The sequence below is a fragment of the Rhizobium sp. 11_C7_N12_5 genome (assembly GCF_051811145.1).
In the GTDB taxonomy this organism is placed as follows: domain Bacteria; phylum Pseudomonadota; class Alphaproteobacteria; order Rhizobiales; family Rhizobiaceae; genus Rhizobium; species Rhizobium lusitanum.
Map to the genome: position 1 here is coordinate 505,871 of NZ_JBPWPY010000002.1, position 23,255 is coordinate 529,125.

Here is a 23,255-nt window from a genome sequence, read left to right on the forward strand (position 1 = left end):
CATGACTTGCGAACTCATGACTCCCACCCGCCGTGCCGTTCTTGGTGCTTCCGGCGCCTTGTTCGCCTGGGCCTTCATTCCCCGCTTCGCCCATGCCGCCGGCGGCCGCGATCCGCGCTTCATCACCATCATCCTGCGTGGTGCGCTCGATGGCCTGACGGCCGTCCCGCCCGTCGGCGATCCGGACTATCAAGCGCTTCGCCAGGCGATCGCCATGACGACGAGCGGTCCTCATGCTGCGCTTCCGCTCGACAGCTTCTTTGCGCTGCATCCGTCGATGCCGAACTTTAATGGCCTTTACCGCGCAGGGCAGGCGGTCGTCGTTCATGCGAGCGCGACACCCTATCGCGACCGCTCGCATTTTGACGGTCAGGATGTGCTGGAATCCGGTTATGAAACTCCAGGCCGCGTCGATTCCGGCTGGTTGAACCGCATGCTGGAAGGCCTTCCCAAAGGGGGCAAGGTCTCGCCCGGTTCATCTGCCATCCGTGGATTGTCGGTCGGCGCGAACGCACCGCTAGTCATTCGTGGCAAGGCGCCGGTGCTGGGCTGGTCGCCGTCCAACTTGCAACCCGTCAGCGAGGACCTGCCGCCGCGCCTTATGGATCTCTACAGCCACACCGATCCCTTGTTCGCGAAGATCCTCGCGGAGGGCATCTCCGCCGGCAAGATCGCAGCCGGCCTCGACGTGAAGGCACGAGGCGGCCCAGGCGATCCCACCGGGATGGAGCAGATGGCGAGGGGCGCCGCGCGCCTGCTGGCGCAGGATGATGGCCCGCGTGTTGCCGCACTCGCCTTCGAAGGATGGGACACCCATGCCGGCGAGGTGGATCGGCTGAACAAGCTGCTTGTGGGTCTCGACAATGCGTTGGCGGCGTTCCAGCAAGAACTCGGCCCCTCCTGGAAGGATACCGCGATCGTCGTTGCGACCGAGTTCGGCCGCACGGCGCAGGTGAATGGCACCGAGGGTACGGATCATGGCACCGGCACGACTGCCTTTCTCGCCGGTGGTGCCATCAAGGGCGGCCGGGTGATCGCCGACTGGCCCGGCCTCAAGCAGGCGCAATTGCGCGATGGCCGCGATCTTGCCGCCACGACCGACCTGCGCGCGGTGATCAAGGGCATCGCCGTCGATCTGCTCGGTGCTTCGCCTGTTGTATTGACCCGCGACGTCTTTCCCGGGTCCGATCATGTCCTGCCGATGAAGGGGCTGATCGTCTGACGACAGGCTGTCGTTACGGCCAATCTGCATAGCCCGACGACAGGACATGGCTTTCCGCGACTTCGCTCCTGCGGGCGAAGTCGCGATAGGTTGCCGGCGAGAAGCCCGTCTTCTTCTTGAAGAAGTGGCTGAAATAGGTGGGGTCACGAAAGCCGAGGCCGTCGGAAATCTCCTGGACTGTGCGGGCCGAGCGCTCCAGCCGCAATTTCGCTTCCTGCACCACCCGCTCGTGCAGCAGCTGCACGGGGGAGCGGCCAAGCGCGCTGCGGCAGATGGAATGCAGGCGATCGGTGGTCACGCCGAGTTCGCGGGCATAGTCCGTCATCGGCCGATGCTGGCGGAACCAGGTCTCCACCAATTGCCGATATCTCTGCAGGATCGATGCGCCGCCGCCGCGCCCGCGCTGTTCGGCTGTTTCCGCGCCGCCTGCCCGCCAAAGCGCCATCAGGATCAGGCGCATATAGGCCGAGATCGCCATCCATGACGCCCGGGAGGGATCGCCAAGCTCCCGAACGAAGCCGGCGACGAGCGGCTGCGCCTCACCGACGGCATCGGCATCCGGCGCGGCCATGAACCAGGGCTGTTCGCTGAAGATTCTGAGCGCGTAGGATTCCGCCCGGTCTCCGATCGCGTCGACCACGATCTGCGGCGAGGCGCCGATGATGAAACCGGCAGCACCGGCCGCCATATGCAGCTCGCAGTGCGACTGCGGCGGCAGATAAGCAATGGTCGGCCCAAGAAAAGCCCTTTGGTCTTCGCCCTCGAGAATAAGTTTTGCTGTCCCCACCTGCAGCAGGAAAAGGTGGTGGAATTGGGCGTAGAGGCCCTTTTGGAAACGGATCGTGCGAGGTGTCAGCGAGGGCTCGTGCCAATCTCCGCGCGCATGAAGATGGATGCCGCTGTCGAAAACCAACGAGTCCTCCTTCGCATGGCATGACGAGAACGTGGCATGATTGCCAGATATTTGCAATATTAACCCAGAAAATCGCATTCAATCCTCGTCGCAACGACGTAATCTCTTCTCATGAGCCTTTGGGAGGAGGTCTCCACGCAAAAGATATGGTTGTTGCGGCTGCATCCCGGCGGCGCTCGACCATGCGCGCTTTCTCCCATTTTGGATGACTGCAGGCATGGCCTGCCAAAGAGCGGATGATCGCATGTTCGTGGCAAAACTGCTGATCGATGACGAAACGCTGGATGCGTCTGATGCATCCACCTTCGAGCGCGTCGATCCGGCGACCGGCGATGTCGCGACCATCGCGCCGGCCGCTTCGGCGGCAGACGCTGCCCGCGCCGCCTGCGCCGCAGCGGCCGCCTTTCCCGTGTGGTCGCAGACCGGGCCGGGCGAACGGCGCACGCTTCTGAACAAAGCTGCGGACATTCTGACCGCTCGCGCAGCCGACTTTGTCGAAGCAATGGTCGGCGAGACCGGCGCGACCGCGCTTTGGGCGAGGATTAATTGCGGTCTCGGCGCCGACATGCTGCGCGAGGCAGCTGCCATGACGACACAGGTCGCCGGCGAGATCATTCCTTCCAGCGAGCCGGGCAGCCTTGCCATGGCGGTGCGTCAGCCGGCCGGGGTCTGCCTCGGGATCGCCCCGTGGAATGCGCCGATCATCCTTGGCGTGCGCGCCATCGCCATGCCGCTAGCCTGCGGCAATACCGTCATTCTGAAGGCATCCGAACTCTGCCCCAGGACTCATTGCCTGATCGGCGAGGTCCTGCGTGAGGCAGGCTTCCCGCCCGGTGTCGTCAACGTCATCACCAACGCGCCGAAGGATGCGGCCGCGATTGTTGAAGCCTTGATTGCACATCCGGCCGTGCGCCGGATCAATTTCACCGGCTCGACGCGTGTCGGGCGCCTCGTTGCCGAGGCTTCAGCACGCCACCTTAAGCGTTGCCTGCTGGAGCTTGGCGGCAAGGCGCCGTTCATCGTGCTCGCCGACGCCGATATCGACGAGGCGGTGCGCGCCGCCGCCTTCGGCGCCTTCATGAACCAGGGCCAGATCTGCATGTCGACCGAGCGCATCATCCTCATGGAGGAGATTGCCGACGAATTCGTCGAGAAGTTCAGGGTGAAGGCCGAGACGCTCGTTGCCGGCAATCCACTCGACGGCAATACACCGCTCGGCACGATGATCAGCGCGGAGGCCGCCAGACGTGTTCGTGCGCTGGTGGAGGATGCGATGCAGAAGGGTGCAGTCGTGGTTTGTGGCGGCCAGGCGCGGGGCACGCAGATCGATGCCACGATCATCGATCACGTGACGCCGGCGATGCGGATTTACCGCGAGGAGAGTTTCGGACCGCTCGCCGCCATCATCCGGGTCGACAGCGTCGATGAGGCTGTGACGGTCGCCAACGACAATGAATATGGCCTGTCATCGGCGGTGTTCAGCCGCGACATCAATCAGGCACTTTCAGTCGCAAGGCGCATCGAGACCGGCATTTGCCACATCAACGAGGCAACTGTCGCGGATGAGCCGCAAATGCCGTTCGGCGGTGTCAAATCGAGCGGCTACGGCCGCTTCGGCGGCAAGGCGGCCATCGATGAATTCACCGAGTTGCGCTGGATCACGCTTGCATCCGGCAAACGGGAGTATCCGATCTGAACGGTCGCAAGACGGCAGGTCGGCAAAGACAAAGGCATGCGGAGTAAGAGGGCTCCGACAAAAAAGGGAGGACTATTTCATGACTGGTAATTTCAACAGACCTATATCCGGCGCCGCACTGACGCGTCGCAGATTCATGACCGCCACGGCAGCGGGCACCGCCGCGCTGGCCTTCGGCGGACGGTCGGCATTTGCCGCCGACGATACGCTGAAGGTCGGCTTCATCAGCCCCCGCACGGGACCGCTTGGTGGCTTCGGTGAGACGGACGGCTACGTTCTGGAGTTGGCGCGCAAGGCGCTGGCAGGCGGATTGCAGGCCGGCGGCAAGACGTGGAAGGTGGAAATCCTCGATCGCGACACGCAATCCGATCCGTCGCGCGCCGGGCAATTGGCGAAGGACCTGATCAACAATCAGGCTGTCGATCTGATGCTGGCGGTCTCGACGCCGGAGACGATCAATCCAGTCGCCGATGCCTGCGAGGCGGCGGGCGTGCCCTGCCTGTCGACGGTCATGCCGTGGGAGGCCTGGTATTTCGGCCGTGGCGCCAAGCCCGGCGCGCCGTCGCCGTTCAAGTGGACCTATCACTTCGGCTTCGGCGTCGGTGAATTCCTCAAGACCTATATTTCGCAGTGGAACCTCATCGAGACCAACAAGAAGGTCGGCGTCATGTATCCGAACGATGCCGACGGCAACGCGATCCGCGCCAATCTGGCACCGGCGCTTGCCAAGGCGGGCTTCACCATCGTCGACCCCGGTGCCTATGAAACCGGAACGACCGACTTCTCCTCGCAGATCGCGCTCTTCCGGCAGGAGGGCGTGGAGATCTTCAACAGCTTCCCGATCCCGCCGGATTTCGCAGCCTTCTGGCGGCAGGCGGCGCAGCAGGGTCTTACCCAGCAGATCAAGATCTGCCAGGTTGCCAAAACAGGCCTCTTTCCATCTGACATTGAGGCGCTGGGCGACCTCGGCATGAACGTCAGCAGCGCCGCCTATTGGCACAAGGCCTTTCCTTACAAGTCGTCGCTGACGGGTGTTTCCGGCAATGAGCTGGCCGATGGCTATGAGGCGGCAAGCGGCAAGCAGTGGACGCAGCAGCTCGGCGCCAGCCTGTCGCTGCTCGACGCCGGCTTCGATGTGCTGAAGGCAGCGTCCGACGTCAAGAGCAAGGCAGCGGTTGCCAAGGCGATGAGCACGCTGAAGACCACGACGATCGCCGGCAAGGTGGATTTCACCAGCGGCCCAGTCGCCAACGTCTCTCCGGGGCCGATCATCGGCACGCAATGGGTCAAGGCGCCGGCCGGCTCGAAATTCGCACTCGACTATGTCGTGACCGAGCACGCTACCGATCCGAACGTGCCCGTCGGCGCCAAACTCATCGCTTACAACGGGTAACGGCATCGTGCAGGTCAAAGAGCAACAGCGGCCGGGACAGGACTTTCTGGCGGCCAAGGGGATCCACAAGCGCTTCGGGGCGCTTGTGGTTCTGGAAAATCTCGATTTTTCAATGGGCGATGGCGATGCCGTTGGCATCGTCGGCCCGAACGGGGCTGGCAAGACGACGCTTCTCAGCGTGCTGGCCGGTGCATTTCCACCGAATGCCGGAACCATCACCTTCGGCGGACAGAACGTCACGGCGCTGACGGCGGCCGACCGCTGCCGCTCCGGTCTCGTCAGGACACACCAGATCCCGAAGCCCTTCAGCGGCATGACGACGTTCGAGAACGTCTTTGTCGCTGCTTCGCACGGCAAGACATCCGGTCGCGACGAGGCCTATGGACGCGTCGTCGATTCCCTGCGGCTTTGCGGCATGCTCGGCGTTGCCAATCGCCGCGCCGATACGCTTGGCCTGCTCGATCGCAAGCGCCTGGAGCTTGCCAGGGCGCTTGCGACCGGCCCACGGCTGCTGCTGCTCGACGAGATCGGCGGCGGGCTGACCGATGGCGAGGCGAGTGAGCTGGTGGAGACCATTCTCGAATTGCGCCGCCGCGGCATCGGCATCGTCTGGATCGAGCATATCGTCCATATCTTGCTGCAGGTCGTCGAACGGTTGATCTGCATGGATGCCGGCAAGATTATTGCCGACGGCAATCCGAAGACTGTCATGAGCGATGCCGAAGTCGTGCGCGCCTATCTTGGAGGAGCGCCCGTATGAGCACGCTTTCCATTCGAGATCTGGATGTTCGCCATGGTCTGTTGCAGGCGGTGCGCGGCGTGAGCTTCGACCTTGCCAAGGGCGACGTGCTCGCGCTCGTGGGTGCCAATGGCGCCGGCAAGACGACATTGCTGCGCTCCATCGCCGGTGCTCATCTTCCGGCCGGCGGCCAGATCCTTCTCGACGGCGAGGATGTCACCGCCGTTCCCTCACACAAGCGCATCGTCAGGGGCATTGCCCTGGTGCCGGAGGGACGGCGGCTGTTTTCGCAGATGACGGTGGAGGAAAATCTGCTGCTCGGCAAAAGCGCCGGCCGCAAGGGGGAGTGGACGGTCGAGCGGGTCTTCGACGCCTTTCCGAACCTGAAGCCGCGCCGCCATGCCAAGACCGGACATCTCTCCGGGGGTGAGCAGCAGGCGACCGCGATCGGCCGGGCGCTGATGAGCAATCCCGACATTCTGCTGCTTGACGAAGTATCGCTCGGCCTGTCGCCGCTGGTGGTCGACCGCGTCTATCAGCAGCTGCAAAGCCTGTTGTCGTCGGGCACGACGATTATTCTCGTCGAACAGGATCTGACGCGGGCAATGAGCGTCGCAAGCCGTGTCATCTGCATGCTCGAAGGCCGCATCGTGCTCGACAGGCCGGCAGCCGGCGTGACGCGCGAGGATGTCACCCGGGCCTATTTCGGACTGCATCGGGCAACCGCTGAAAGGAGCGCGTCGTGATCAACACCTTGCTTCAAGGCGTCCTGCTCGGCGGCTACTACGCCGTCATCGCCTGCGGACTGTCCTTTATGTTCTCGGTCATGCGCATCATCAATCTCGCGCATGGCAGTCTTGCCGTCGTTGCCGCCTACGGTCTTTGGCTGCTGGCGTCCAAACTCGCGATCCCACCCTTTGCCGGCCTGCTGATCGTACTGCCCGTCATGGCCATGCTTGGCTGGCTGTTGCAGAGGTTCGTGCTGGAGCGCAGCGCGCGCGGCGGCACGCTGCTGCCGATCCTGACGACCTTCGGTCTGTCGATCGTGATCGACAATCTGCTGTTCGAACAGTTCGGAGCCGACACGCGCTCACTCGCGCCGTTCATCGGCAATCTCTCCTATGCCTCCTGGCAATTGCCCGGCCATATCTTCGTCGGCAAGCTTGCCGTGCTGATGATGGTGACCGCCATCGTCATCCTCGGTGGCCTTCAGTTCTTCCTCAGCCGTTTCGCGCTCGGCCGTTCGATCCGGGCCACGGCGGAAGATCCGGATACCGCAGGGCTTGTCGGTATCGATGCCCGTAGGGTCAACGCGGTTGCGACCGCGATCACCATGGTCACGGTCGGCATCGCCGGCGCATTCCTGGCGATGCGGGCGACCTTCAATCCCTATTCGGGCGGGCCGCAATTGCTGTTTGCCTTCGAAGCGGCTGTCATCGGTGGCGCCGGCTCGCTATGGGGAACCCTGCTCGGCGGCATCGTTCTCGGTCTGGCGCAATCGATCGGCGCCCAGATTCATCCGCAAGGCTTCCTGATCGGCGGCCACATCGCCTTCCTGCTCGTCCTCTTCGTTCGGCTCCATCAGTTCGGCATGCCCGGACTCGGCAGGATCCGCGCTCTTCTTCGGAGCCCGACATGACCGTGATCGCACCCGGAATATCCGTCGAACGCTGGACGGCTTCGTCCCGCCTGACATTGGCTGTGATGACAGTCGTGGCGATCCTGCTGGCGGCCTCGCCTGCCTTCATGGGAGCCGGTGTCATCGACCGGATGACGGCTCTCTTCATCTACGTGATCCTCGCCGCCATGTGGAATGCCCTGGCGGGCTTCGGCGGCCTCGTTTCCGTCGGCCAGCAGGTCTTCTTCGGTCTCGGCGCTTATTTCACCATCCGCCTGGCTGATGCAGGGCTCGATCCCTTCGTTTCGCTCTTCGTCGCCGCGATCGTCACCGGCATTCTTTCGGTTCCGCTTTCATGGTTCATGCTGCGGCTGAAGGGCGGGGAGTTTGCGATAGGCATGTGGGTGATCGCCGAGCTCGCCCATCTGCTCGTCAATCTCGACCGGCTCATCCAGGGGGAAACGGGCACCTCGCTCATTGCACTGAACGCCTATGACAGCGGCACGCGGCGGGTGACGATCTACTGGCTGGCGCTTGCCGCGATGATTGCCCTGCTCGGCGCCCTCTTTGCCCTCATGCGCAGCCGCGCCGGCGCTGCGATGCAGGCGATCCGTGACAACGAGGATGCGGCAACCTCCGTCGGCGTGCGGGTTGCGGCCACCAAGAGATTGCTCTTTGTGCTGGCTGCCTTCGGCATCGCCGTCGCCGGCGGCCTCTGGCTGGCAACGGCCACCACCTTCCAGCCGAAGACCTATTTCAGCGTGCAGTGGACCGCTTATATGATCTTTATGGTGCTCGTCGGCGGCATCGGCAAATTCGAGGGGGCAATCCTCGGCGCTGTGCTCTTTTTCGTCATCGAGACCGTCTTCGGCGGAACGGGGGTCTGGTATCTGGTTGGCCTCGGGGCCGCAGCGCTGCTCTTCTCCCTCTATCTGCCACAGGGCCTCTGGGGCGCGATCGAGCGACGGTTCGATCTGCAACTGCTGCCCGTCGGCTACCGGCTGACGTTTTCAGATCTCTTCAAGGCCAAACAGTAGCGGCGACGTCCGTCGTCGCATTTCATGAGAAAGGTGAAATCATGCTTTTCGGCAAGACCATCCTCGTCACTGGGGTCGCTTCGGGTATCGGCGCGCGCACCGCCGAACTTGCGGGGCAGATGGGCGCTGACATTATCGGCGTCGATGTCCGCGAGCCGTCGTCGGGCATCAGTTCCTTCATCAAGGGCGATATCTCGACCGCCGAAGGCGTAGCGGACATCGTCCGCCAATTGCCCAACCGCGTCGATGCTCTGGCCAATGTCGCAGGGCTTTCCGGAAGCACCGGCGTCGCGGCAACGCTTGCAGTCAATTTCTACGGTTTGCGTACGCTTTCCGAGGCGGTCGCACCCCGCCTGCGCGAGGGCGGGGCGATCGTCAATGTCGCCTCGATCGCGGGCTATGGCTGGCGCGCCAATCTGGAGCGAGCAAAGAAGCTGACGGCAATCGAAGGCTTTCCTGATGTCGCCGGTCTCGTCGCGGAGCATGGTTTGAAGAACGAAGAGGGCTATCCGCTGTCCAAGGAGCTGCTGCTGCTCTGGACCATGCGGGCCGCACATCAAGCGCTCTTCAAGGATCGCGGCATTCGCGTCAACGCCGTCAGCCCTGGTCCCGTCGAAACGCGGATCCTCAAGCAGTTCCGCGCCGTGCTTGGCGACGCCCGCGTCGACAGCGATATCACGCGCGTCGGCCGGGCGGGTACCTCAGCCGACATCGCCCCTGCCATCCTGTTCTTGTGCTCGGACGGTGCGCGCTGGATCAATGGCGCCAATCTCCCCACCGATGGCGGGCTTGAAGCCTCCATCAATGCCGACGTGCTCGGCTTCTAGATATTATTCGCATCAGGAGACAAGAGATGAACATTTCCCTTCTCATTAACGGCGTCGACAGGCCGGCCGCCAGCGGCCGGACCTATGACCGTCTGGACCCCTTTACCGAAAAGCTGGCAAGCCGGGCGCCGGCGGTCGGCCTCGAGGACGTGGCGGCTGCGATCGAAGCCGCATCCAACGCCTTCCCAGCCTGGGCGAGCACCGGCCCCGGCCAGCGCCGCGCGATCCTGGCAAAAGCGGCCGATATCATGGATGCCAAGGTCGGCGAGTTCACGACGCTGATGATGGAGGAGACGGGAGCGACCGCGCCTTGGGCCGGCTTCAACGTCATGCTTGCCGCCAATATCCTGCGCGAAGCGGCCGCCATGACGACGCAGATCGGCGGCGAGATCATTCCTTCCGACAAGCCCGGCACGCTCGCCATGGGCATCCGCCAGGCGGCCGGCGTTTGCCTGGCGATCGCGCCCTGGAATGCGCCTGTCATCCTGGCGACGCGGGCCATTGCCATGCCGATCGCCTGTGGCAACACGGTGATCCTGAAGGCTTCCGAACAATGCCCCGGCACGCAGCGGCTGATCGCGACGGCCCTGACGGAAGCAGGCCTGCCGGCTGGCGTCATCAACGTCATCACCAATGCGCCCGAGGATGCGCCCCGGATCGTCGAGGCACTGATCGCGCATCCCGCAGTGCGCCGTGTCAATTTCACCGGCTCGACCAAGGTGGGCAAGATCATCGCTGAACTCAGCGGCAAGCATCTGAAACCGGCTCTGCTGGAACTCGGCGGCAAGGCGCCGCTGGTGGTGCTGGAGGATGCCGATATCGATGGTGCCGTCAACGCGGCAATCTTCGGCGCCTTCATGCACCAAGGCCAGATCTGCATGTCGACCGAGCGCATCATCGTGCATCAGGCGATCGCCGACGCCTTCGTCGCCAAGCTTGCGGCGCGCGCCAGCGCGCTGCCGGCGGGCGATCCGCGCGGCCATGTGGTGCTGGGTTCGCTGATCAGCCTCGATGCAGCCAAGAAGATGGAGGAGCTGATCGCCGACGCACAGGCCAAGGGAGCCAAACTGATAGCCGGCGGCAAGCGCAGCGGAACGGTGGTGGAGGCGACGTTGCTCGATTTCGTCACACCGGATATGCGCGTCTATGCGGAAGAATCCTTTGGGCCGGTGAAGCCGATCATTCGTGTGGCAAGCGAGGATGAGGCGGTACGGATTGCCAACGACACCGAATACGGCCTGTCGTCGGCCGTCTTCAGCCGCGACGTACAGCGCGCGCTTGCCGTTGCCGGACGCATTCAGTCCGGTATTTGCCATATCAACGGCCCGACTTTAAACGATGAAGCGCAGATGCCGTTCGGCGGCGTCAAGGGCAGCGGCTACGGCCGCTTCGGCGGTAAGGCTGCGATCGCCGAATTCACCGATCTGCGCTGGATCACCATCGAAGATTCCGCGCAGCACTATCCCTTCTGATCAAACGACGTTGCGGCGGCCAGTTCCCGCTGGCCGCCGCGAATTATAGCATCAATCCATGTATTCGCGCCGACAACGGCTACCGCTTGTAGGCACCAAGACCCGGCCGATAGGCCTTGTCGTCGAGGAACTGCTTGAGGCCCTCGTCGCGTCCTCCCGTTTTGTCGAGAAACAGCATCTGCTCGAGCTTGGCATAGATGTAATCATCGGCCAGATCCCAGGGCAGATTGCGCACGCGCTTGAACGTGTCCTTGGCGGCCTTGAGCACGACCGGGTTCTTCTCGAGGAGGATAGCGCAAATAGCGCGCACGCGGATTTCGAGCTGTTCCAGCGGCACGGATTCGTTGACGAGGCCCATGTCGCGGGCCTTCTGTCCGCCAAAGGTTTCTCCGGTCATGATGTAGTAGAGGGAGTCGCGGTGGTTCATTACTTCGGCAACGGCGCGGGTAACGTTGCCGCCGGGCAGGATGCCCCAGTTGATTTCGGAGAGGCCGAAGGTTGCTTCGTCGGCTGATATCGCGAGATCGCAGGCGACCAGCGGCGTGAAGGCGCCCCCGAAGCACCAGCCGTTGACCATGGCGATCGTCGGCTTTTCAAAATACATCAGCCGGCTCCACCAGCCGCCGGATTGCCGGCGGCTCTTCAGCGTCGCATCGCGCGGCTTGCCGTCATTGTCGCGGAAGTATTCCTTGAGATCCATGCCGGCCGACCAGGATGAGCCTGCTCCGCGCAGGACCAGAACGCCGCACCGCTCATCGCCTTCAAGATCGTCCAGGACTTCGAGCATGCGCGTGTTGAGCGCAGGATTCATCGCGTTGCGTTTATCGGGGCGATTCAACGTCACGAAGGCGATGCCATTGTCGAATTCGACAAGCACCGGATCGGCCGTGGTCTTCTCAATTTCCGTCATCTGTCTCTCCTGCTCATCTTTAGTGTTTCAGTCATGCCTGCCGACCGTCAAAACGGCTTCGGATCGGTGTCGGTATGTGATTGTCTGAGGATATGCTTTTGCGCCTTGCCGGATGCGGTGCGCGGAATGGCTTCAAGGAAGATGACGCGTAGCGGGCGCTTGTAGGTAGCAAGGCGGGCTGCGCAATGGCTGAGGATGTCCTCGGCAAGCACTTCGGGGGAGGCCGGTACGACGAAGGCCACGCCGCTCTCGCCCCATCGCGGATCGGGGATGCCGATGACGGCGACATCACGCACGGCCGGATGCGTTGCGATGACAGCTTCGACCTCGGCCGGGAAGACATTCTCGCCGCCGCTGATATACATGTCTTTCAGCCGGTCGGGTATGTAAAGCAGACCGGTTTCGTCGCGCCTGCCGAGATCGCCGGTTCGATACCATCCGTCGACGAAGGCGCTGGCCGTTTCCTTCGGCTTGTTCCAGTAGCCCGGCGTCACAGCCGGCCCGCGCAGCCAGATCTCGCCGACGTCGCCATCGGCGGCATCGGTTCCATCCGATGCCATGAGGCGGATCTCGGTGAGCGGGGCGGCGAAGCCGACGCTGCCGGGATGGGCCGATATCAGGTCCTTGTCGAGCGGCATGTGCAGGACGGTGCCGGCCTCGCTCATGCCATAGCCGTTGACGAGGGCAACGCCGTCTTCGAGGAAAGACTCAATCAGGGCCGGCGAAAGCGGAGCGCCGCCGATGAAGATCGCTTTCAGAGCCTTCAAGGCAGCGGGATTCCAATGGGGCGATGCGCGCAATGCCGAGGCCATCTGGGGAATGGCGAAATAATGCGTTATGCCGAGGGCCGTATCGCCGAGGACAGAGAGGGTTCGCTCAGGCTGGAAGCGGTCCGAGATGACCAGCCGTCCGCCCATGAGAAGCGTCGTTCGTGCGATCGCGATGATGCCGATCGTGTGGAAGAGCGGCAGGTCGCAGAGGGTGACGGATTGCGACGTCACTTCTCCGACCAGCGCGAAATTGATTGCCGAGAAGAAGGCGTTGCGCCTGGTGATGATCACGCCCTTCGGAGTGCCGGTCGTGCCTGACGTGTAGAGGATGATGCAAGGCGTATCCGCCGCAATTCGCCCGCCGGCACGAGGGCGCGCGCCCTGCAGACGAGCAAGAAACCCAGCCTCACCCTCCACGATCAGCTGTGGTGGCAGGAGGGGACCGGTTTCGCCGGCGATTTCGCTGAATTCCCGATCCACGATCAGCATGTGCGGGCGGCAATCGGCGAGGATCTGCTGAAGTTCGGTTGCGCTCAAACGCCAATTGAGCGGCACGAAGACCGCGCCGAGGCGCTGGCAACCGAGGCATGCGATGATTTCGGCAATCGAGTTGCGGCCAAGATAAGCGATGCGCGGATGATCCTCGCCGCCCGGCAGGACCTTTGCCAGCCACCCGGCGCAGCGTGAGGCCAGTTCATTCAGCTCGCCATAGCTCAAATGCCGGCCTGTCGCCACCTCGATCACCGCCGGCCGGTTCGGGCTGACTTTGGCCCGAAAGACAAGCGGATCGTCGGTCTCCAACCCCACCGCGCCGATTGCCTCACCTATGTGCTGCGAGACCTGTTGCATTTGCTCCTCCACCTCGCCACTCCCATAGCGAAATTTGTATGCAACACATACAATATTTTACCTGCTCTCCTCAAGGGAAATTTGCTGCCGGCATGGAATTGTGCTTCTAAGACTGCCAGGCGCATTGACTGTGCCGGGCAGGGAGGAGTGATGGCGGTCGGAAATCGTGGGGAAAAGGCGCAGAGGCAGGATGGCGCTGACGACATGCGCCGGATTGACACCAGCTCCTTGGAGGACATCCTCGGATTTCACCTGCGCATGGCCAATGTTGCGCTTTATCATGATTTCTCGCGAGCCATGGAAGACCTTGGCCTGACGCAGAAGCAGGTCGCCGTGCTGGAACTGATCGCGCAGAACGAGGGGGCGAGCCAGATCGATATAGCGGCAACTCTCGGCATGGATCGTGCGACGATGATGTCGCTCGTCAATAGGTTGGAGGATCGCAACCTGGTTGCGCGCCGCCCGTCTCCCGTCGACCGCCGTCGCCAGCAGCTGATCCTGACGGGCGAGGGTCAGGAGATCCTTGCAGCGTGCCGCGATCTGATCGCGGCCCACGAGCGGAAATTCACCGGGCGCTTCTCCAAAGAGGAGCTGAAAACCTTTGTCGGCTTTCTGAAACGCGTCTATGCCGGCGACAGTTCGGGTTGAGGCTGGCGCGCCGGGACAGGGGCTGTCTTTCCAAGCCTCGTTTGTTGACAAGCATGGAATGTTTATAAAGGTTGGGTGTCATGAGTGAGGTGGCTGATTGGTTATCTTATACAAGGCCGATCAGTCGGAAGAACGCCGCTGAGGCGGTGTTCGACGATATTCGTTCGGCAATTACATCGGGACGGTTGGCGGTCGGGACGCGGCTGCCCGCCGAGTCGCAGCTTGCCGGACACTATGGGGTGAGCCGCCCCATCGTCCGCGAGGCGCTCCGCTCGCTGCAGACCTTGGGCTTCACGCAAACCCGCACCGGCAGCGGCACCTTCGTGGTCACGTCCACGCCCAGTCCGGAGTTGCACTATGGCGGCTATTCGGCGCGTGATCTGATCGAGGCGCGGCCTTTCATCGAGGTGCCGGCGGCCGGTTGGGCGGCGCTGCGGCGCACGGACGCGCAATTGGCGCGATTGCTGGGACTATGCGACGAGATGGACAGGCAGGAAGACCCCTATAAATGGGTGCAGCTCGACTCTGAATTTCACAGCATGATCGCAGAGGCCTCCGGTAATGCCGTGTTTGCAAAGATCGTTGCGGATGCCCGCGACGCGCTGATGCGCCAATCGGAACTGGTCAACATGATGGCGCAGCGGCGTGTGGCCTCGAATGTCGAGCACCGCCAGATCGTCGAGGCGATCGTGGCGGGCTCGGAGCAGGCGGCCATCGCAGCGATGGAGGCCCATCTCGGTCAGGTCGAGCGCGTGGTGACGACCATCATCGGCGAGGATCAGCCGCAGCGTTGACCACAATGGGCAGGTTGGCGAGCCTTTCCGGCCGGAGCGCCTCGAAAAGTTGCTCGGCGGTCAAATGGCCATGCTGCAGCACGATTTCCGGCACGGTACGGCCGGTTGCCAGCGCCTCACGGGCAACCTGTGTCGCCGCCTGATAGCCGATTAGTGGGTTGAGCGCTGTCGCAAGGCCGAGCGATTCCTGCAGACGCTGTGCCATGATGGCGGGATTGGCGGTGATGCCGTCGACGCAACGTTCGGCAAGGATATGGCAGGCCGCCGTCAGATGCGTGATGCTCTCCGACAGCGAGCGCACGATGATCGGTTCGAAGGCATTGAGCTGCAGCTGACCTGCCTCTGCAGCCATGGTCACGGTGATGTCGTTGCCGATCACCGAGAAGGCGACCTGATTGACCATCTCCGGGATCACCGGATTGATCTTGCCCGGCATGATGCTCGATCCGGCCTGCATGGCCGGCAGGTTGATCTCGCCGATGCCAGCTCGAGGGCCGGAAGACAGCAGACGCAAATCATTGCAGGTCTTCGACAATTTGACGGCCACGCGCTTCAGCACACCCGACAGATGGACGAATGCGCCGGGATCCTGCGTGGCTTCGATCAGGTCGCTAGCTGTCACAAGTGGACGTCCGGTCAATCGCGCGAGATGAGCGCAGGCAAGTGCTGCATAGCCGGCCGGCGCATTGAGGCCGGTGCCGATGGCGGTCGCGCCGAGGTTGACTTCGTGCAGAAGGGCAGCGGATTCGATGAGGCGGGATCTGTCTTCGCCAAGCATCACGGCAAAGGTCCGGAACTCCTGGCCGAGCGTCATCGGCACGGCATCCTGCAATTGGGTGCGACCGACCTTCAGGATGCTGTCGAATTCCTTGGCCTTGCGTTCGAAAGCCTCCTGCAGCATCTGCATCGCCGCCGCAAGCCCGTCGATCGCTTCGATCAGCGCGACATTGACCGCCGTCGGATAGGCGTCGTTGGTCGACTGGCTGAGATTGACGTGATCGTTCGGATGAAGGCGGGCATAGTCGCCTTTGGCGTGGCCGAGCAGTTCGAGCGCCCGGTTGGCAATGACCTCGTTGGCATTCATGTTGGTCGATGTGCCAGCGCCGCCCTGGATGACATCCACCACGAATTGCTCATGAAGCTCGCCGGCACGAATCTCGCGGCAGGCCCGCACGATGGCGTCGAGCCTTTCTTTGTCGAGCAGGCCAAGCTCGTGATTGGCAAGGGCGGCGGCCTCCTTGACGAAGGCAAGGCCACGGATGAGATGCGTGTAACGTCCGATCGGCGTGCCCGTCACCTGGAAGTTTTCCAAGGCTCTGGCGGTATGCACCCCCCAATAGACAGTGGCCGGAATATCCTTCGAACCCAGCAAATCATACTCGCTTCGCGTCGTGTCCACATTATCCTCCTATGGCGTAGATCGAGCTAAATCTGTCAAGCTGTATGACAGATTTAAGGAGCTGTTATCTGCTGCGGCAAACAACGTCAATAAGCCAGTGCGCGACTTGACCTCCGCCCCACAAAATGTCTATGAGGAAAAATCTGTCATACAGCATTACAGGAAGGCTGGCGATCATAACCTGCCGATCGATGGTCTGATCAACTGAAAGGCATCCTGTCGGGTACGAGACCCGGAACTGTCTACGGAAAAAATGGCTCAAGGGAGGAGCAATGTCAGTCGAACCTATTCAGAATGTGCCGGCGGACCGCCGGCCACCGGTCGATGAAGATCTCGGCTACCACAAGGCGCTGAAGCCGCGGCAGATCCAGATGATCGCCATCGGCGGCGCGATCGGCACAGGGCTTTTCCTCGGTGCTGGCGGCCGGCTCGCCGCGGCCGGTCCGGCCCTGATCTTCGTCTATGCGATCTGCGGCTTCTTCGCTTTCCTGGTGCTGCGTGCGCTCGGTGAATTGATCATGCACCGTCCGAGCTCCGGCTCCTTCGTTTCCTATGCCCGCGAGTTCTACGGCGAGAAGATGGCATTTGCGGTCGGCTGGATGTATTGGCTGAACTGGGCCATGACCTCGGTTGCCGATGTTACGGCCGTTGCCCTCTATATGAATTTCTTCAAGCATTATGTGCCCTGGCTGGCCGGCATCGACCAATGGGTATTTGCGCTGATTGCACTGATGGTCGTGCTGTTCATGAACCTTTTGTCGGTCAAGGTCTTCGGCGAGCTGGAATTCTGGTTCAGCCTGGTCAAGGTCCTGGCGCTCGTCAGCTTCCTGATCGTCGGCATCTATTTCGTCGTCTCCGGAACCCCGATTGCCGGTCATTCGGCAGGCTTCAGCATCATCCGCGATAGCGGAGGCTTCTTCCCGAGCGGCATTCTGCCGGCCTTCGTCATCATCCAGGGCGTGGTCTTCGCCTATGCCTCGATCGAACTGATCGGCACGACTGCGGGCGAGACGGAGGATCCGCGCAAGGTCATGCCGCGTGCGATCCGCACGGTGGTCGCCCGCCTTCTCGTCTTCTACGTCGGTTCGGTGCTGCTCCTATCGCTGCTTCTGCCCTATACGGCCTATAAGGCAGGCGAGAGCCCCTTCGTCACCTTCTTCGGCGCCATCGGTGTCGAAGGTGCCGATATCATCATGAATCTCGTCGTACTGACGGCCGTGCTTTCCTCGCTGAACGCCGGCCTCTATTCGACCGGCCGCATCCTGCATTCGATGGCCGTCTCCGGTTCGGCGCCGGCAGCGCTTGCCAAGATGAACAAGGCCGGCGTGCCCTATGGCGGCATCGCGGTCACCGCCGCCGTCACCGTCATCGGCGTCGCGCTCAATGCCGTCGTTCCGTCGTCGGCTTTCGAGATCGCGCTGAACCTTTCGGCTCTGGGCATCATCTGCGCATGGGGCGTCATCGTGTTGTGTCAGCTCAAGCTGTGGAAGCTTTCGCAGCGCGGCGAGATGGCGCGGCCGGATTTCCGCATGTTCGGTGCGCCCTATACCGGCATTTTGGCCCTCGTATTCCTGTTTGCCGTGCTGGTGCTGATGGCGCTGGATTATCCGGTTGGCACCTGGACGATCGCCTCGCTTGTCCTGATCGCCCCGGCCCTGGTGATCGGATGGTATCTGCTGCGCGACCGTATCCAGCAGCTGGCGGTCGAGCGGGGTGAGGCGTGACCGCAGGAAAGACCAATCCGCTGGTGGCGGTCATTGCCACCGGCGGCACCATCGCAAGCGAGCGTGCCGACAACGGCGCCAGCAAGCCGTCTCTGACGGGAGAAAGCCTGCTGTCGCTGCTGCCCGACATGCCGGTGATGCTGAGGCCCATCGAGCTGATGGCGAAGGATTCGGCGAGCCTCACGCTCGCCGACATGCAGGAGATCAGCGACAGGGTCGGCGATTTGCTTGACGACGCCGATGTGAGCGGCATCGTCGTCCTGCACGGCACCGATGCGATGGAGGAAACGGCGCTGCTCGTCCATTTGCAGCATGAGTTGAACAAGCCCGTCCTGTTCACCGGCGCGCAATTCACGGCGGACCATCCCAAAGCTGACGGGCCTGCCAATCTCACAGCCGCCATTGCGGCCGCCGCCGATCAGGCCAATATGGGGCGCGGCGTACTCGTCTGTTTTGGCGGCAGGCTGCTGCCGGCCTGGGGGCTCTATAAATATTCCTCCGATGTCGTGGATGCTTTCCGGCAGGCGCGACCAATCGACAATCCGGCAAGTCCGCGCTTGGCGACATCGCTCGGCAAAGTTCGCGTCGACATGGTAGCGATCTATCCGGGTTGCGATTCCGTGCACGTGGATGCGAGCCTGAGGGCAGGGGCCGACGGCATCGTGCTTGCGGCCCTCGGCTCGGGCAATGCCAATTCCCGCCTGGTCGAAGCCGTCAAGCGTTGCGAGAGCGCCGGCGTTCCCGTTGTCGTGTCGAGCCGGGTGCCGGATGGCCTGCTGATGTCGAGCTATGGCGGCGGCGGTGGCGGACATGATCTTGTCGAAGCCGGAGCTATCCATTCCTCGACGTTGAGACCCGGTCAGGCCAGGATCTTGCTTGCCGCTCTTATCGCTTCCGGCGCAACGGCTGAATTCACGGCGCAGGCATTCGATGATTTCAATCCGGGCGCAACCGTATAGGGCGCCAATGGTAGGCGGGCCGGCCCTCGGATGAGGTCACAGCCCGCAGATGGTTGACCGATGCTCCTGCCTAAGCCGGCCGTGCCGCGTTGGCGACGACGACGGGGATCAGCAGGTCACCCCAGTTGCCATCGCCGCCATGGTGGCGGGCCGAGCGAACCAGCTCAACGGAGACGCCGGCGTCGACCGCATTCATGACCGCCTGGTTGAGGCGATGCAGCTCGTTGGCCAGCATGCGGATAACGGCCTGCTGGTCGGCATTCATGGTGAGAGATTGCTCCTCGGCTCTCTCGCGAACGCGTGCTATGGATGGCATGTCATTCTCCTCCTGTTGAGCTCAATATTACTCTGCTGCCGGCTTGAACTGGGCGTGTTCGGTCGATCCGTGCATGGCCGTGGTCGATGACTGGCCGCCGGTGATTGCCAGCGACACCGCATCGAAATAACCGGTGCCCACTTCTCGCTGATGCTTGGTTGCGGTGTAGCCATTGGCCTCGGCGGCGAATTCGGCCTGCTGCAGTTCGGAATAGGCGGCCATCTGGCGGGCCTTGTAGCCGCGGGCGAGTTCGAACATGCCGAAGTTCAGCTGGTGGAAGCCGGCAAGCGTGATGAACTGGAATTTGTAGCCCATCGCGCCGAGTTCGCGTTGGAACTTGGCGATCGTTGCGTCGTCCAGGTTTTTCTTCCAGTTGAAGGACGGCGAGCAATTATAGGCGAGAAGCTTGCCCGGATGGGCGCGATGCACCCCTTCGGCGAACCTGCGCGCCTGCTCGAGATCCGGCTTCGACGTCTCGCACCAGATGAGATCGCAATGCGGTGCGTAGGCGACGGCGCGGGCGATGCAGGGGTCGATGCCGTTCCTGACCTGATAGAAGCCTTCGACCGTGCGGCCGGCATCGTAGTCGACGAAGGGCTGATCGCGCTCGTCGATATCCGAAGTCAGAAGCTTGGCGGCCTCAGCGTCGGTACGCGCAACGACCAATGTCGGCACGCCCATGACGTCGGCAGCCAGGCGAGCGGCGTCGAGATTGCGTATATGGGCTGCCGTTGGAATGAGAACCTTGCCGCCGAGATGGCCGCATTTCTTCTCCGACGCCAGCTGATCCTCGAAATGGACGCCGGCAGCACCCGCCTCGATATAGGCCTTCATGATCTCGAAGGCGTTGAGGGGACCACCGAAGCCTGCCTCGGCATCGGCAACGATCGGTGCGAACCAGGTGTCGACAGAAAGACCCTTGCCCTCGGCGGTCTCGATCTGGTCTGCCCGTTGCAGGGTCCGATTGATACGCTTGGCCAGTTCCGGGCCTGCATTGGCGGGGTAGAGGGACTGGTCGGGATACATGGCCGAGGCAGTATTGGCATCGGCTGCGACCTGCCAGCCCGAGAGATAGATCGCCTTCAGCCCGGCGCGGACCATCTGCATGGCCTGATTGCCCGAGAGCGCGCCGAGCGCGTTGACGAAATCCTCTTCATGAATGAGCTGCCACAAGCGGTTCGCTCCCATCTCTGCTAGGGAATGGCGAATGGTGATCGATCCGCGCAGCCGCTTCACATCCTCGACCGTATAGGGCCGCTCAACACCATCGAAGCGTCCGCCAGGCGCGTTCGGAACCAGTTTGTAAAAATCTGTCATGCGAATCTCCCAAGGCTGTTCTGCTGATCGTTTGATCGATGTGGATTGCGTGACTATTTTTACAAGATAGTAGCGCCAGACACCAGAAGAACGAGAAGAACGCATTAGATAAAAGGGTTATGATGTGCTATTGTTGACGGCGGCCGTCAGTAAAGTTGTAAATTTTGTAAAATTTAGGCGAAGCGAAAATTTGTAAAGGGAATGACAAATGGCTGAGCGCAAGATCTTTGCCGGGCCGCGGGTTCGGCGCATCCGCATGGGTCTCGGCCTGACGCAGACGACCATGGCGCAGGCGCTGGATATTTCGCCGTCCTATCTCAATCTCATCGAGCGCAATCAGCGGCCGCTGACCGTGCAGCTGCTTTTGAAGCTGTCTGGTGTCTACAAGATCGACCTTGACGAATTACAGGGCGAGCAGGGCGGTAATGCCGGGCAATTGCGCGAGATCTTTGCCGATCCGCTGCTGGTCGGCGAGATCCCCGCCGATCAGGAGCTGATCGAGCTTGCTGAGGCCGCGCCAAACGCGGCAAACGGTATGATCCGGCTCTATCGCGCCTATCGCGAGCAGGCGGCCAGGCTGTCCGATCTCGCCGAACTCCTGGCCCGCGAAGGCCGGGTTGCTGATGTCGCCGGCCCGCGTCTGCCGCTCGACGAGGTGCACGACCGGTTGCAGGGGCGGCCAAATTTCTTTGCCCGCATCGAGGATGCCTCAGAAGCGTTCCACTCACGTCTTGCGCCCGGCGACGACATGGCGGGCGCCCTGAAAACGTGGCTGAAAAGCGAGCACGGCATTGCGGTGCGCCTGCTGCCGGTGCGCGCCATGCCGGGCCTGCGCCGGCGTTACGACCGCCATTCGATGCGCCTGTTTCTTTCCGAGCGCTTGTCGCCTTTCGACCAGCTACGGGAGATCGCAACCGAGGTCTCCCTGCTGGCATTGCGTGACGAGATTGCCGCTGAACTGGACTCGCTCGCTCTCTCGACGCCTGAAGCCAAGCGGATCGCCCGTTTCGAGCTGGCGCGCTATGCTTCGCATGCTCTGCTGATGCCTTATGGCGCCTATCTTTCGGCAGCGCAGCGCCTGCATTATGACATCGATGGGCTCGGCACCCGCTTCGGGGTTTCCTACGAGCAGGCCGCCACGCGTCTGACGACCTTGCAGCGCCCCGGCGCCTCGGGCGTCGCCTTCTTCCTGATGGAAATCGACAGCGCCGGCCATCGCCTGCGCAAGGCGGGTGCGCAGGGCTTTCCGCAGGCTCGTTTCGGCGGAGGCTGTCCCAAGCTCAATATTCACGCCGCCTTCGCCCAGTCAGGGCAGATACTGGTCGAGGCGACGGAAATGCCCGATGGTGCAGGCTTTCTGACGATATCGCGCACCGTTGAAGGTCCTCAGGCGGACTTTGGCGAAAGGGTGCGCCGCACGGCACTTCTCATCGGCTGCGACATTGCCCATCGCGATGAGGTCATCTATGGCAAGGCGCTCGGTTCGACACCGGTGACGATCGGTCCGGCCTGTCGATTGTGTGAGCGTCAGGGCTGTCTGGCGAGAGCCGAACCACCTGTGACGCGCCCGCTTGGCCTCGACGAAATGGCGGCGGGCCTCAGTGTCTTTGATTTTCAATGATCGCGTTGGCTGTCGTTATCGGCGCCGGTGTAATGGCAAATGAAGCATGTTAAAATCTATGGTTTATATAGGCAATTGTTGCGCCGATCCCTCTATAAATAGCATTTGATTCCTCGCGTGGTGCGCTCGCCCTCTCTAGGTTCCGCGCAGACAAGGAGCCTGACATTCATGAATTTTGCCAAGCGAACATCTGCTGCCATTTTTGCCGCTGCTCTTTCCTGCGGCGCGCTTTTTACCACGATCGCCCACGCTGATGCGACGCTCGATCGCATCAAGGGGCGCGGCGCGCTGACGGTCGGCGTCATCCTGTCAGGTGCGCCTTTCGGCTATATCGATCCGGCAAGCCAGGAGCAGAAGGGGTATAACCTCGACATCGCCAAGGCGCTCGCCGACAAGCTCGGCGTCAAGCTGGAAACGGTGACGGTGACGCCGCCGAACCGGGTGCAGTTTCTGCAGCAGGGCAAGGTTGACATCCTGATTGCCAACATGCAGTACACGGAAGAGCGCGCCAAGATCCTTGATTACGTGCCGACGCCCTATGACCGAAGCGGCGGCGCCGCCGTTGGCCGCAAGGACAGCGGTTTGAAGGACTGGAGCGACCTGAAGGGCAAGCCGGTCTGTGTTTCTCAGGGCTCGAACTACACCCAGCCGCTGATCGAACAATACGGCGCCGAAGTGAAGGCGCTGCCAAGCCAGCCGGAATCGCTTCTGGCGCTGCAGGGCGGCAATTGCGTTGCGGCCGTGCATGTCGGTGCGACGGTCGGCCTGCTTCTTCAGGATCGTCCGGAAGACTGGAAGGACTACAAGATCCTGTTCCCCACTGAGCTCGTTCCGTCGGATTCGGTGATCTGGCTGCGCAAGGGCGAAGGCGATACGAGCGCTGCGCTCGACAAGGCAATCCTTGAGCTGCATGCCAACGGCAAGCTTCTCGACTATGCCAAGGCGAACCGCCTGCTCAACACGACCTTCCTGGAAGAAGAACACAAGAAGCTCGAGGCCAAGTGACCTTGTCGGTCGCTTGAGGAGCTGAT

Annotated in this window: 21 protein-coding genes; 15 read left to right on the top strand and 6 right to left on the bottom strand. The window is 62.3% G+C overall.

Going from position 1 to position 23,255, the window contains the following annotated elements:
• Position 1 precedes the first annotated feature (1 nt).
• On the top strand, positions 2-1,222 hold the full coding sequence (locus AB8B29_RS21485; RefSeq protein WP_037192235.1) for a DUF1501 domain-containing protein: 1,221 nt from the start codon (positions 2-4) through the stop codon (positions 1,220-1,222).
• Positions 1,223-1,235: 13 nt separating this feature from the next.
• Here AB8B29_RS21485 and AB8B29_RS21490 read toward each other — a convergent pair whose 3' ends face one another.
• Positions 1,236-2,135 (bottom strand): helix-turn-helix transcriptional regulator, encoded by a 900-nt coding sequence (locus AB8B29_RS21490; RefSeq protein ID WP_037192232.1) that lies wholly within the window; start codon positions 2,133-2,135, stop codon positions 1,236-1,238.
• A 244-nt stretch (positions 2,136-2,379) separates the two neighbouring features.
• Between AB8B29_RS21490 and AB8B29_RS21495 the strand changes: the two genes are divergently transcribed.
• The 8 genes from AB8B29_RS21495 to AB8B29_RS21530 all read left to right on the top strand — a co-directional run bounded on the left by AB8B29_RS21495 (position 2,380) and on the right by AB8B29_RS21530 (position 10,917).
• The gene (locus tag AB8B29_RS21495) at positions 2,380-3,831 is read left to right on the top strand and encodes an aldehyde dehydrogenase (RefSeq protein WP_037192230.1); all 1,452 of its coding nucleotides are present in this window, start codon (positions 2,380-2,382) and stop codon (positions 3,829-3,831) included.
• Between the two features lie 79 nt (positions 3,832-3,910).
• Positions 3,911-5,224 (top strand): ABC transporter substrate-binding protein, encoded by a 1,314-nt coding sequence (locus tag AB8B29_RS21500; protein ID WP_037192228.1) that lies wholly within the window; start codon positions 3,911-3,913, stop codon positions 5,222-5,224.
• Positions 5,225-5,231: 7 nt separating this feature from the next.
• Entirely contained in the window at positions 5,232-5,984 is a 753-nt protein-coding gene (locus AB8B29_RS21505) for an ABC transporter ATP-binding protein (RefSeq protein WP_047638507.1), read from the top strand.
• Positions 5,981-6,709: an ABC transporter ATP-binding protein gene (locus AB8B29_RS21510; protein WP_037192224.1), complete on the top strand. Its 729-nt coding sequence runs from the start codon at positions 5,981-5,983 to the stop codon at positions 6,707-6,709. The genes AB8B29_RS21505 and AB8B29_RS21510 overlap by 4 nt, the downstream gene beginning before the upstream one ends.
• The gene (locus tag AB8B29_RS21515) at positions 6,706-7,602 is read left to right on the top strand and encodes a branched-chain amino acid ABC transporter permease (RefSeq protein WP_037192222.1); all 897 of its coding nucleotides are present in this window, start codon (positions 6,706-6,708) and stop codon (positions 7,600-7,602) included. Before AB8B29_RS21510 ends, AB8B29_RS21515 begins: the two co-directional genes overlap by 4 nt.
• Entirely contained in the window at positions 7,599-8,618 is a 1,020-nt protein-coding gene (locus tag AB8B29_RS21520; protein WP_037192220.1) for a branched-chain amino acid ABC transporter permease, read from the top strand. Before AB8B29_RS21515 ends, AB8B29_RS21520 begins: the two co-directional genes overlap by 4 nt.
• 41 nt (positions 8,619-8,659) lie before the next feature.
• Complete coding sequence (locus AB8B29_RS21525) at positions 8,660-9,445, top strand: coniferyl-alcohol dehydrogenase (RefSeq protein ID WP_037192217.1); 786 nt, start codon at positions 8,660-8,662, stop codon at positions 9,443-9,445.
• A 26-nt stretch (positions 9,446-9,471) separates the two neighbouring features.
• Entirely contained in the window at positions 9,472-10,917 is a 1,446-nt protein-coding gene (locus tag AB8B29_RS21530; RefSeq protein ID WP_037192214.1) for an aldehyde dehydrogenase, read from the top strand.
• A gap of 79 nt (positions 10,918-10,996) precedes the next feature.
• On the opposite strand, the gene AB8B29_RS21535 is transcribed toward AB8B29_RS21530, so the two are convergent.
• Positions 10,997-11,827 carry a p-hydroxycinnamoyl CoA hydratase/lyase gene (locus tag AB8B29_RS21535; protein ID WP_037192212.1) on the bottom strand — a complete coding sequence of 277 codons (831 nt, stop codon included), beginning with the start codon at positions 11,825-11,827 and terminating at the stop codon, positions 10,997-10,999.
• A 47-nt stretch (positions 11,828-11,874) separates the two neighbouring features.
• Complete coding sequence (locus AB8B29_RS21540) at positions 11,875-13,446, bottom strand: AMP-binding protein (RefSeq protein WP_113108598.1); 1,572 nt, start codon at positions 13,444-13,446, stop codon at positions 11,875-11,877.
• A gap of 204 nt (positions 13,447-13,650) precedes the next feature.
• Between AB8B29_RS21540 and AB8B29_RS21545 the strand changes: the two genes are divergently transcribed.
• Positions 13,651-14,094 (top strand): MarR family winged helix-turn-helix transcriptional regulator, encoded by a 444-nt coding sequence (locus AB8B29_RS21545; RefSeq protein ID WP_092573624.1) that lies wholly within the window; start codon positions 13,651-13,653, stop codon positions 14,092-14,094.
• Between the two features lie 80 nt (positions 14,095-14,174).
• Positions 14,175-14,888: a FadR/GntR family transcriptional regulator gene (locus tag AB8B29_RS21550; protein WP_037192206.1), complete on the top strand. Its 714-nt coding sequence runs from the start codon at positions 14,175-14,177 to the stop codon at positions 14,886-14,888.
• Here AB8B29_RS21550 and AB8B29_RS21555 read toward each other — a convergent pair.
• On the bottom strand, positions 14,860-16,287 hold the full coding sequence (locus AB8B29_RS21555; RefSeq protein ID WP_112440360.1) for an aspartate ammonia-lyase: 1,428 nt from the start codon (positions 16,285-16,287) through the stop codon (positions 14,860-14,862). The two genes, AB8B29_RS21550 and AB8B29_RS21555, sit on opposite strands and share 29 nt — an antisense overlap.
• 272 nt (positions 16,288-16,559) lie before the next feature.
• Between AB8B29_RS21555 and AB8B29_RS21560 the strand changes: the two genes are divergently transcribed.
• The gene (locus AB8B29_RS21560) at positions 16,560-18,011 is read left to right on the top strand and encodes an amino acid permease (RefSeq protein WP_112440358.1); all 1,452 of its coding nucleotides are present in this window, start codon (positions 16,560-16,562) and stop codon (positions 18,009-18,011) included.
• Positions 18,008-18,970, top strand: a complete 963-nt coding sequence (locus tag AB8B29_RS21565; protein ID WP_037192199.1) for an asparaginase — start codon at positions 18,008-18,010, stop codon at positions 18,968-18,970. The genes AB8B29_RS21560 and AB8B29_RS21565 overlap by 4 nt, the downstream gene beginning before the upstream one ends.
• 70 nt (positions 18,971-19,040) lie before the next feature.
• Here the strand turns inward: AB8B29_RS21565 and AB8B29_RS21570 are convergent, their stop codons facing one another.
• Positions 19,041-19,286: an SMc00767 family acetate metabolism repressor gene (locus tag AB8B29_RS21570; protein ID WP_037192196.1), complete on the bottom strand. Its 246-nt coding sequence runs from the start codon at positions 19,284-19,286 to the stop codon at positions 19,041-19,043.
• A gap of 27 nt (positions 19,287-19,313) precedes the next feature.
• Complete coding sequence (aceA, locus tag AB8B29_RS21575; protein ID WP_037192194.1) at positions 19,314-20,603, bottom strand: isocitrate lyase; 1,290 nt, start codon at positions 20,601-20,603, stop codon at positions 19,314-19,316.
• A gap of 208 nt (positions 20,604-20,811) precedes the next feature.
• Between aceA and AB8B29_RS21580 the strand changes: the two genes are divergently transcribed.
• Together AB8B29_RS21580 and AB8B29_RS21585 are read left to right on the top strand one after the other, a co-directional pair.
• Positions 20,812-22,224 (top strand): helix-turn-helix domain-containing protein, encoded by a 1,413-nt coding sequence (locus AB8B29_RS21580; RefSeq protein ID WP_037192192.1) that lies wholly within the window; start codon positions 20,812-20,814, stop codon positions 22,222-22,224.
• A 168-nt stretch (positions 22,225-22,392) separates the two neighbouring features.
• Positions 22,393-23,229, top strand: coding sequence for a transporter substrate-binding domain-containing protein (locus tag AB8B29_RS21585; RefSeq protein ID WP_037192190.1), 837 nt, complete (start codon positions 22,393-22,395; stop codon positions 23,227-23,229).
• Positions 23,230-23,255 lie beyond the last annotated feature (26 nt).

Excerpts from the sequence above, each read along its gene's own strand:
- AB8B29_RS21485 (WP_037192235.1), top strand. The coding sequence starts at position 2 with ATGACTTGCGAACTCATGACTCCCACCCGCCGTGCCGTTCTTGGTGCT.
- AB8B29_RS21495 (WP_037192230.1), top strand. The coding sequence starts at position 2,380 with ATGTTCGTGGCAAAACTGCTGATCGATGACGAAACGCTGGATGCGTCT.
- AB8B29_RS21500 (WP_037192228.1), top strand. The coding sequence starts at position 3,911 with ATGACTGGTAATTTCAACAGACCTATATCCGGCGCCGCACTGACGCGT.
- AB8B29_RS21510 (WP_037192224.1), top strand. The coding sequence starts at position 5,981 with ATGAGCACGCTTTCCATTCGAGATCTGGATGTTCGCCATGGTCTGTTG.
- AB8B29_RS21520 (WP_037192220.1), top strand. The coding sequence starts at position 7,599 with ATGACCGTGATCGCACCCGGAATATCCGTCGAACGCTGGACGGCTTCG.
- AB8B29_RS21525 (WP_037192217.1), top strand. The coding sequence starts at position 8,660 with ATGCTTTTCGGCAAGACCATCCTCGTCACTGGGGTCGCTTCGGGTATC.
- AB8B29_RS21530 (WP_037192214.1), top strand. The coding sequence starts at position 9,472 with ATGAACATTTCCCTTCTCATTAACGGCGTCGACAGGCCGGCCGCCAGC.
- AB8B29_RS21535 (WP_037192212.1), bottom strand. The coding sequence starts at position 11,827 with ATGACGGAAATTGAGAAGACCACGGCCGATCCGGTGCTTGTCGAATTC.
- AB8B29_RS21540 (WP_113108598.1), bottom strand. The coding sequence starts at position 13,446 with ATGCAACAGGTCTCGCAGCACATAGGTGAGGCAATCGGCGCGGTGGGG.
- AB8B29_RS21545 (WP_092573624.1), top strand. The coding sequence starts at position 13,651 with ATGCGCCGGATTGACACCAGCTCCTTGGAGGACATCCTCGGATTTCAC.
- AB8B29_RS21550 (WP_037192206.1), top strand. The coding sequence starts at position 14,175 with ATGAGTGAGGTGGCTGATTGGTTATCTTATACAAGGCCGATCAGTCGG.
- AB8B29_RS21560 (WP_112440358.1), top strand. The coding sequence starts at position 16,560 with ATGTCAGTCGAACCTATTCAGAATGTGCCGGCGGACCGCCGGCCACCG.
- AB8B29_RS21570 (WP_037192196.1), bottom strand. The coding sequence starts at position 19,286 with ATGCCATCCATAGCACGCGTTCGCGAGAGAGCCGAGGAGCAATCTCTC.
- aceA (WP_037192194.1), bottom strand. The coding sequence starts at position 20,603 with ATGACAGATTTTTACAAACTGGTTCCGAACGCGCCTGGCGGACGCTTC.
- AB8B29_RS21580 (WP_037192192.1), top strand. The coding sequence starts at position 20,812 with ATGGCTGAGCGCAAGATCTTTGCCGGGCCGCGGGTTCGGCGCATCCGC.
- AB8B29_RS21585 (WP_037192190.1), top strand. The coding sequence starts at position 22,393 with ATGAATTTTGCCAAGCGAACATCTGCTGCCATTTTTGCCGCTGCTCTT.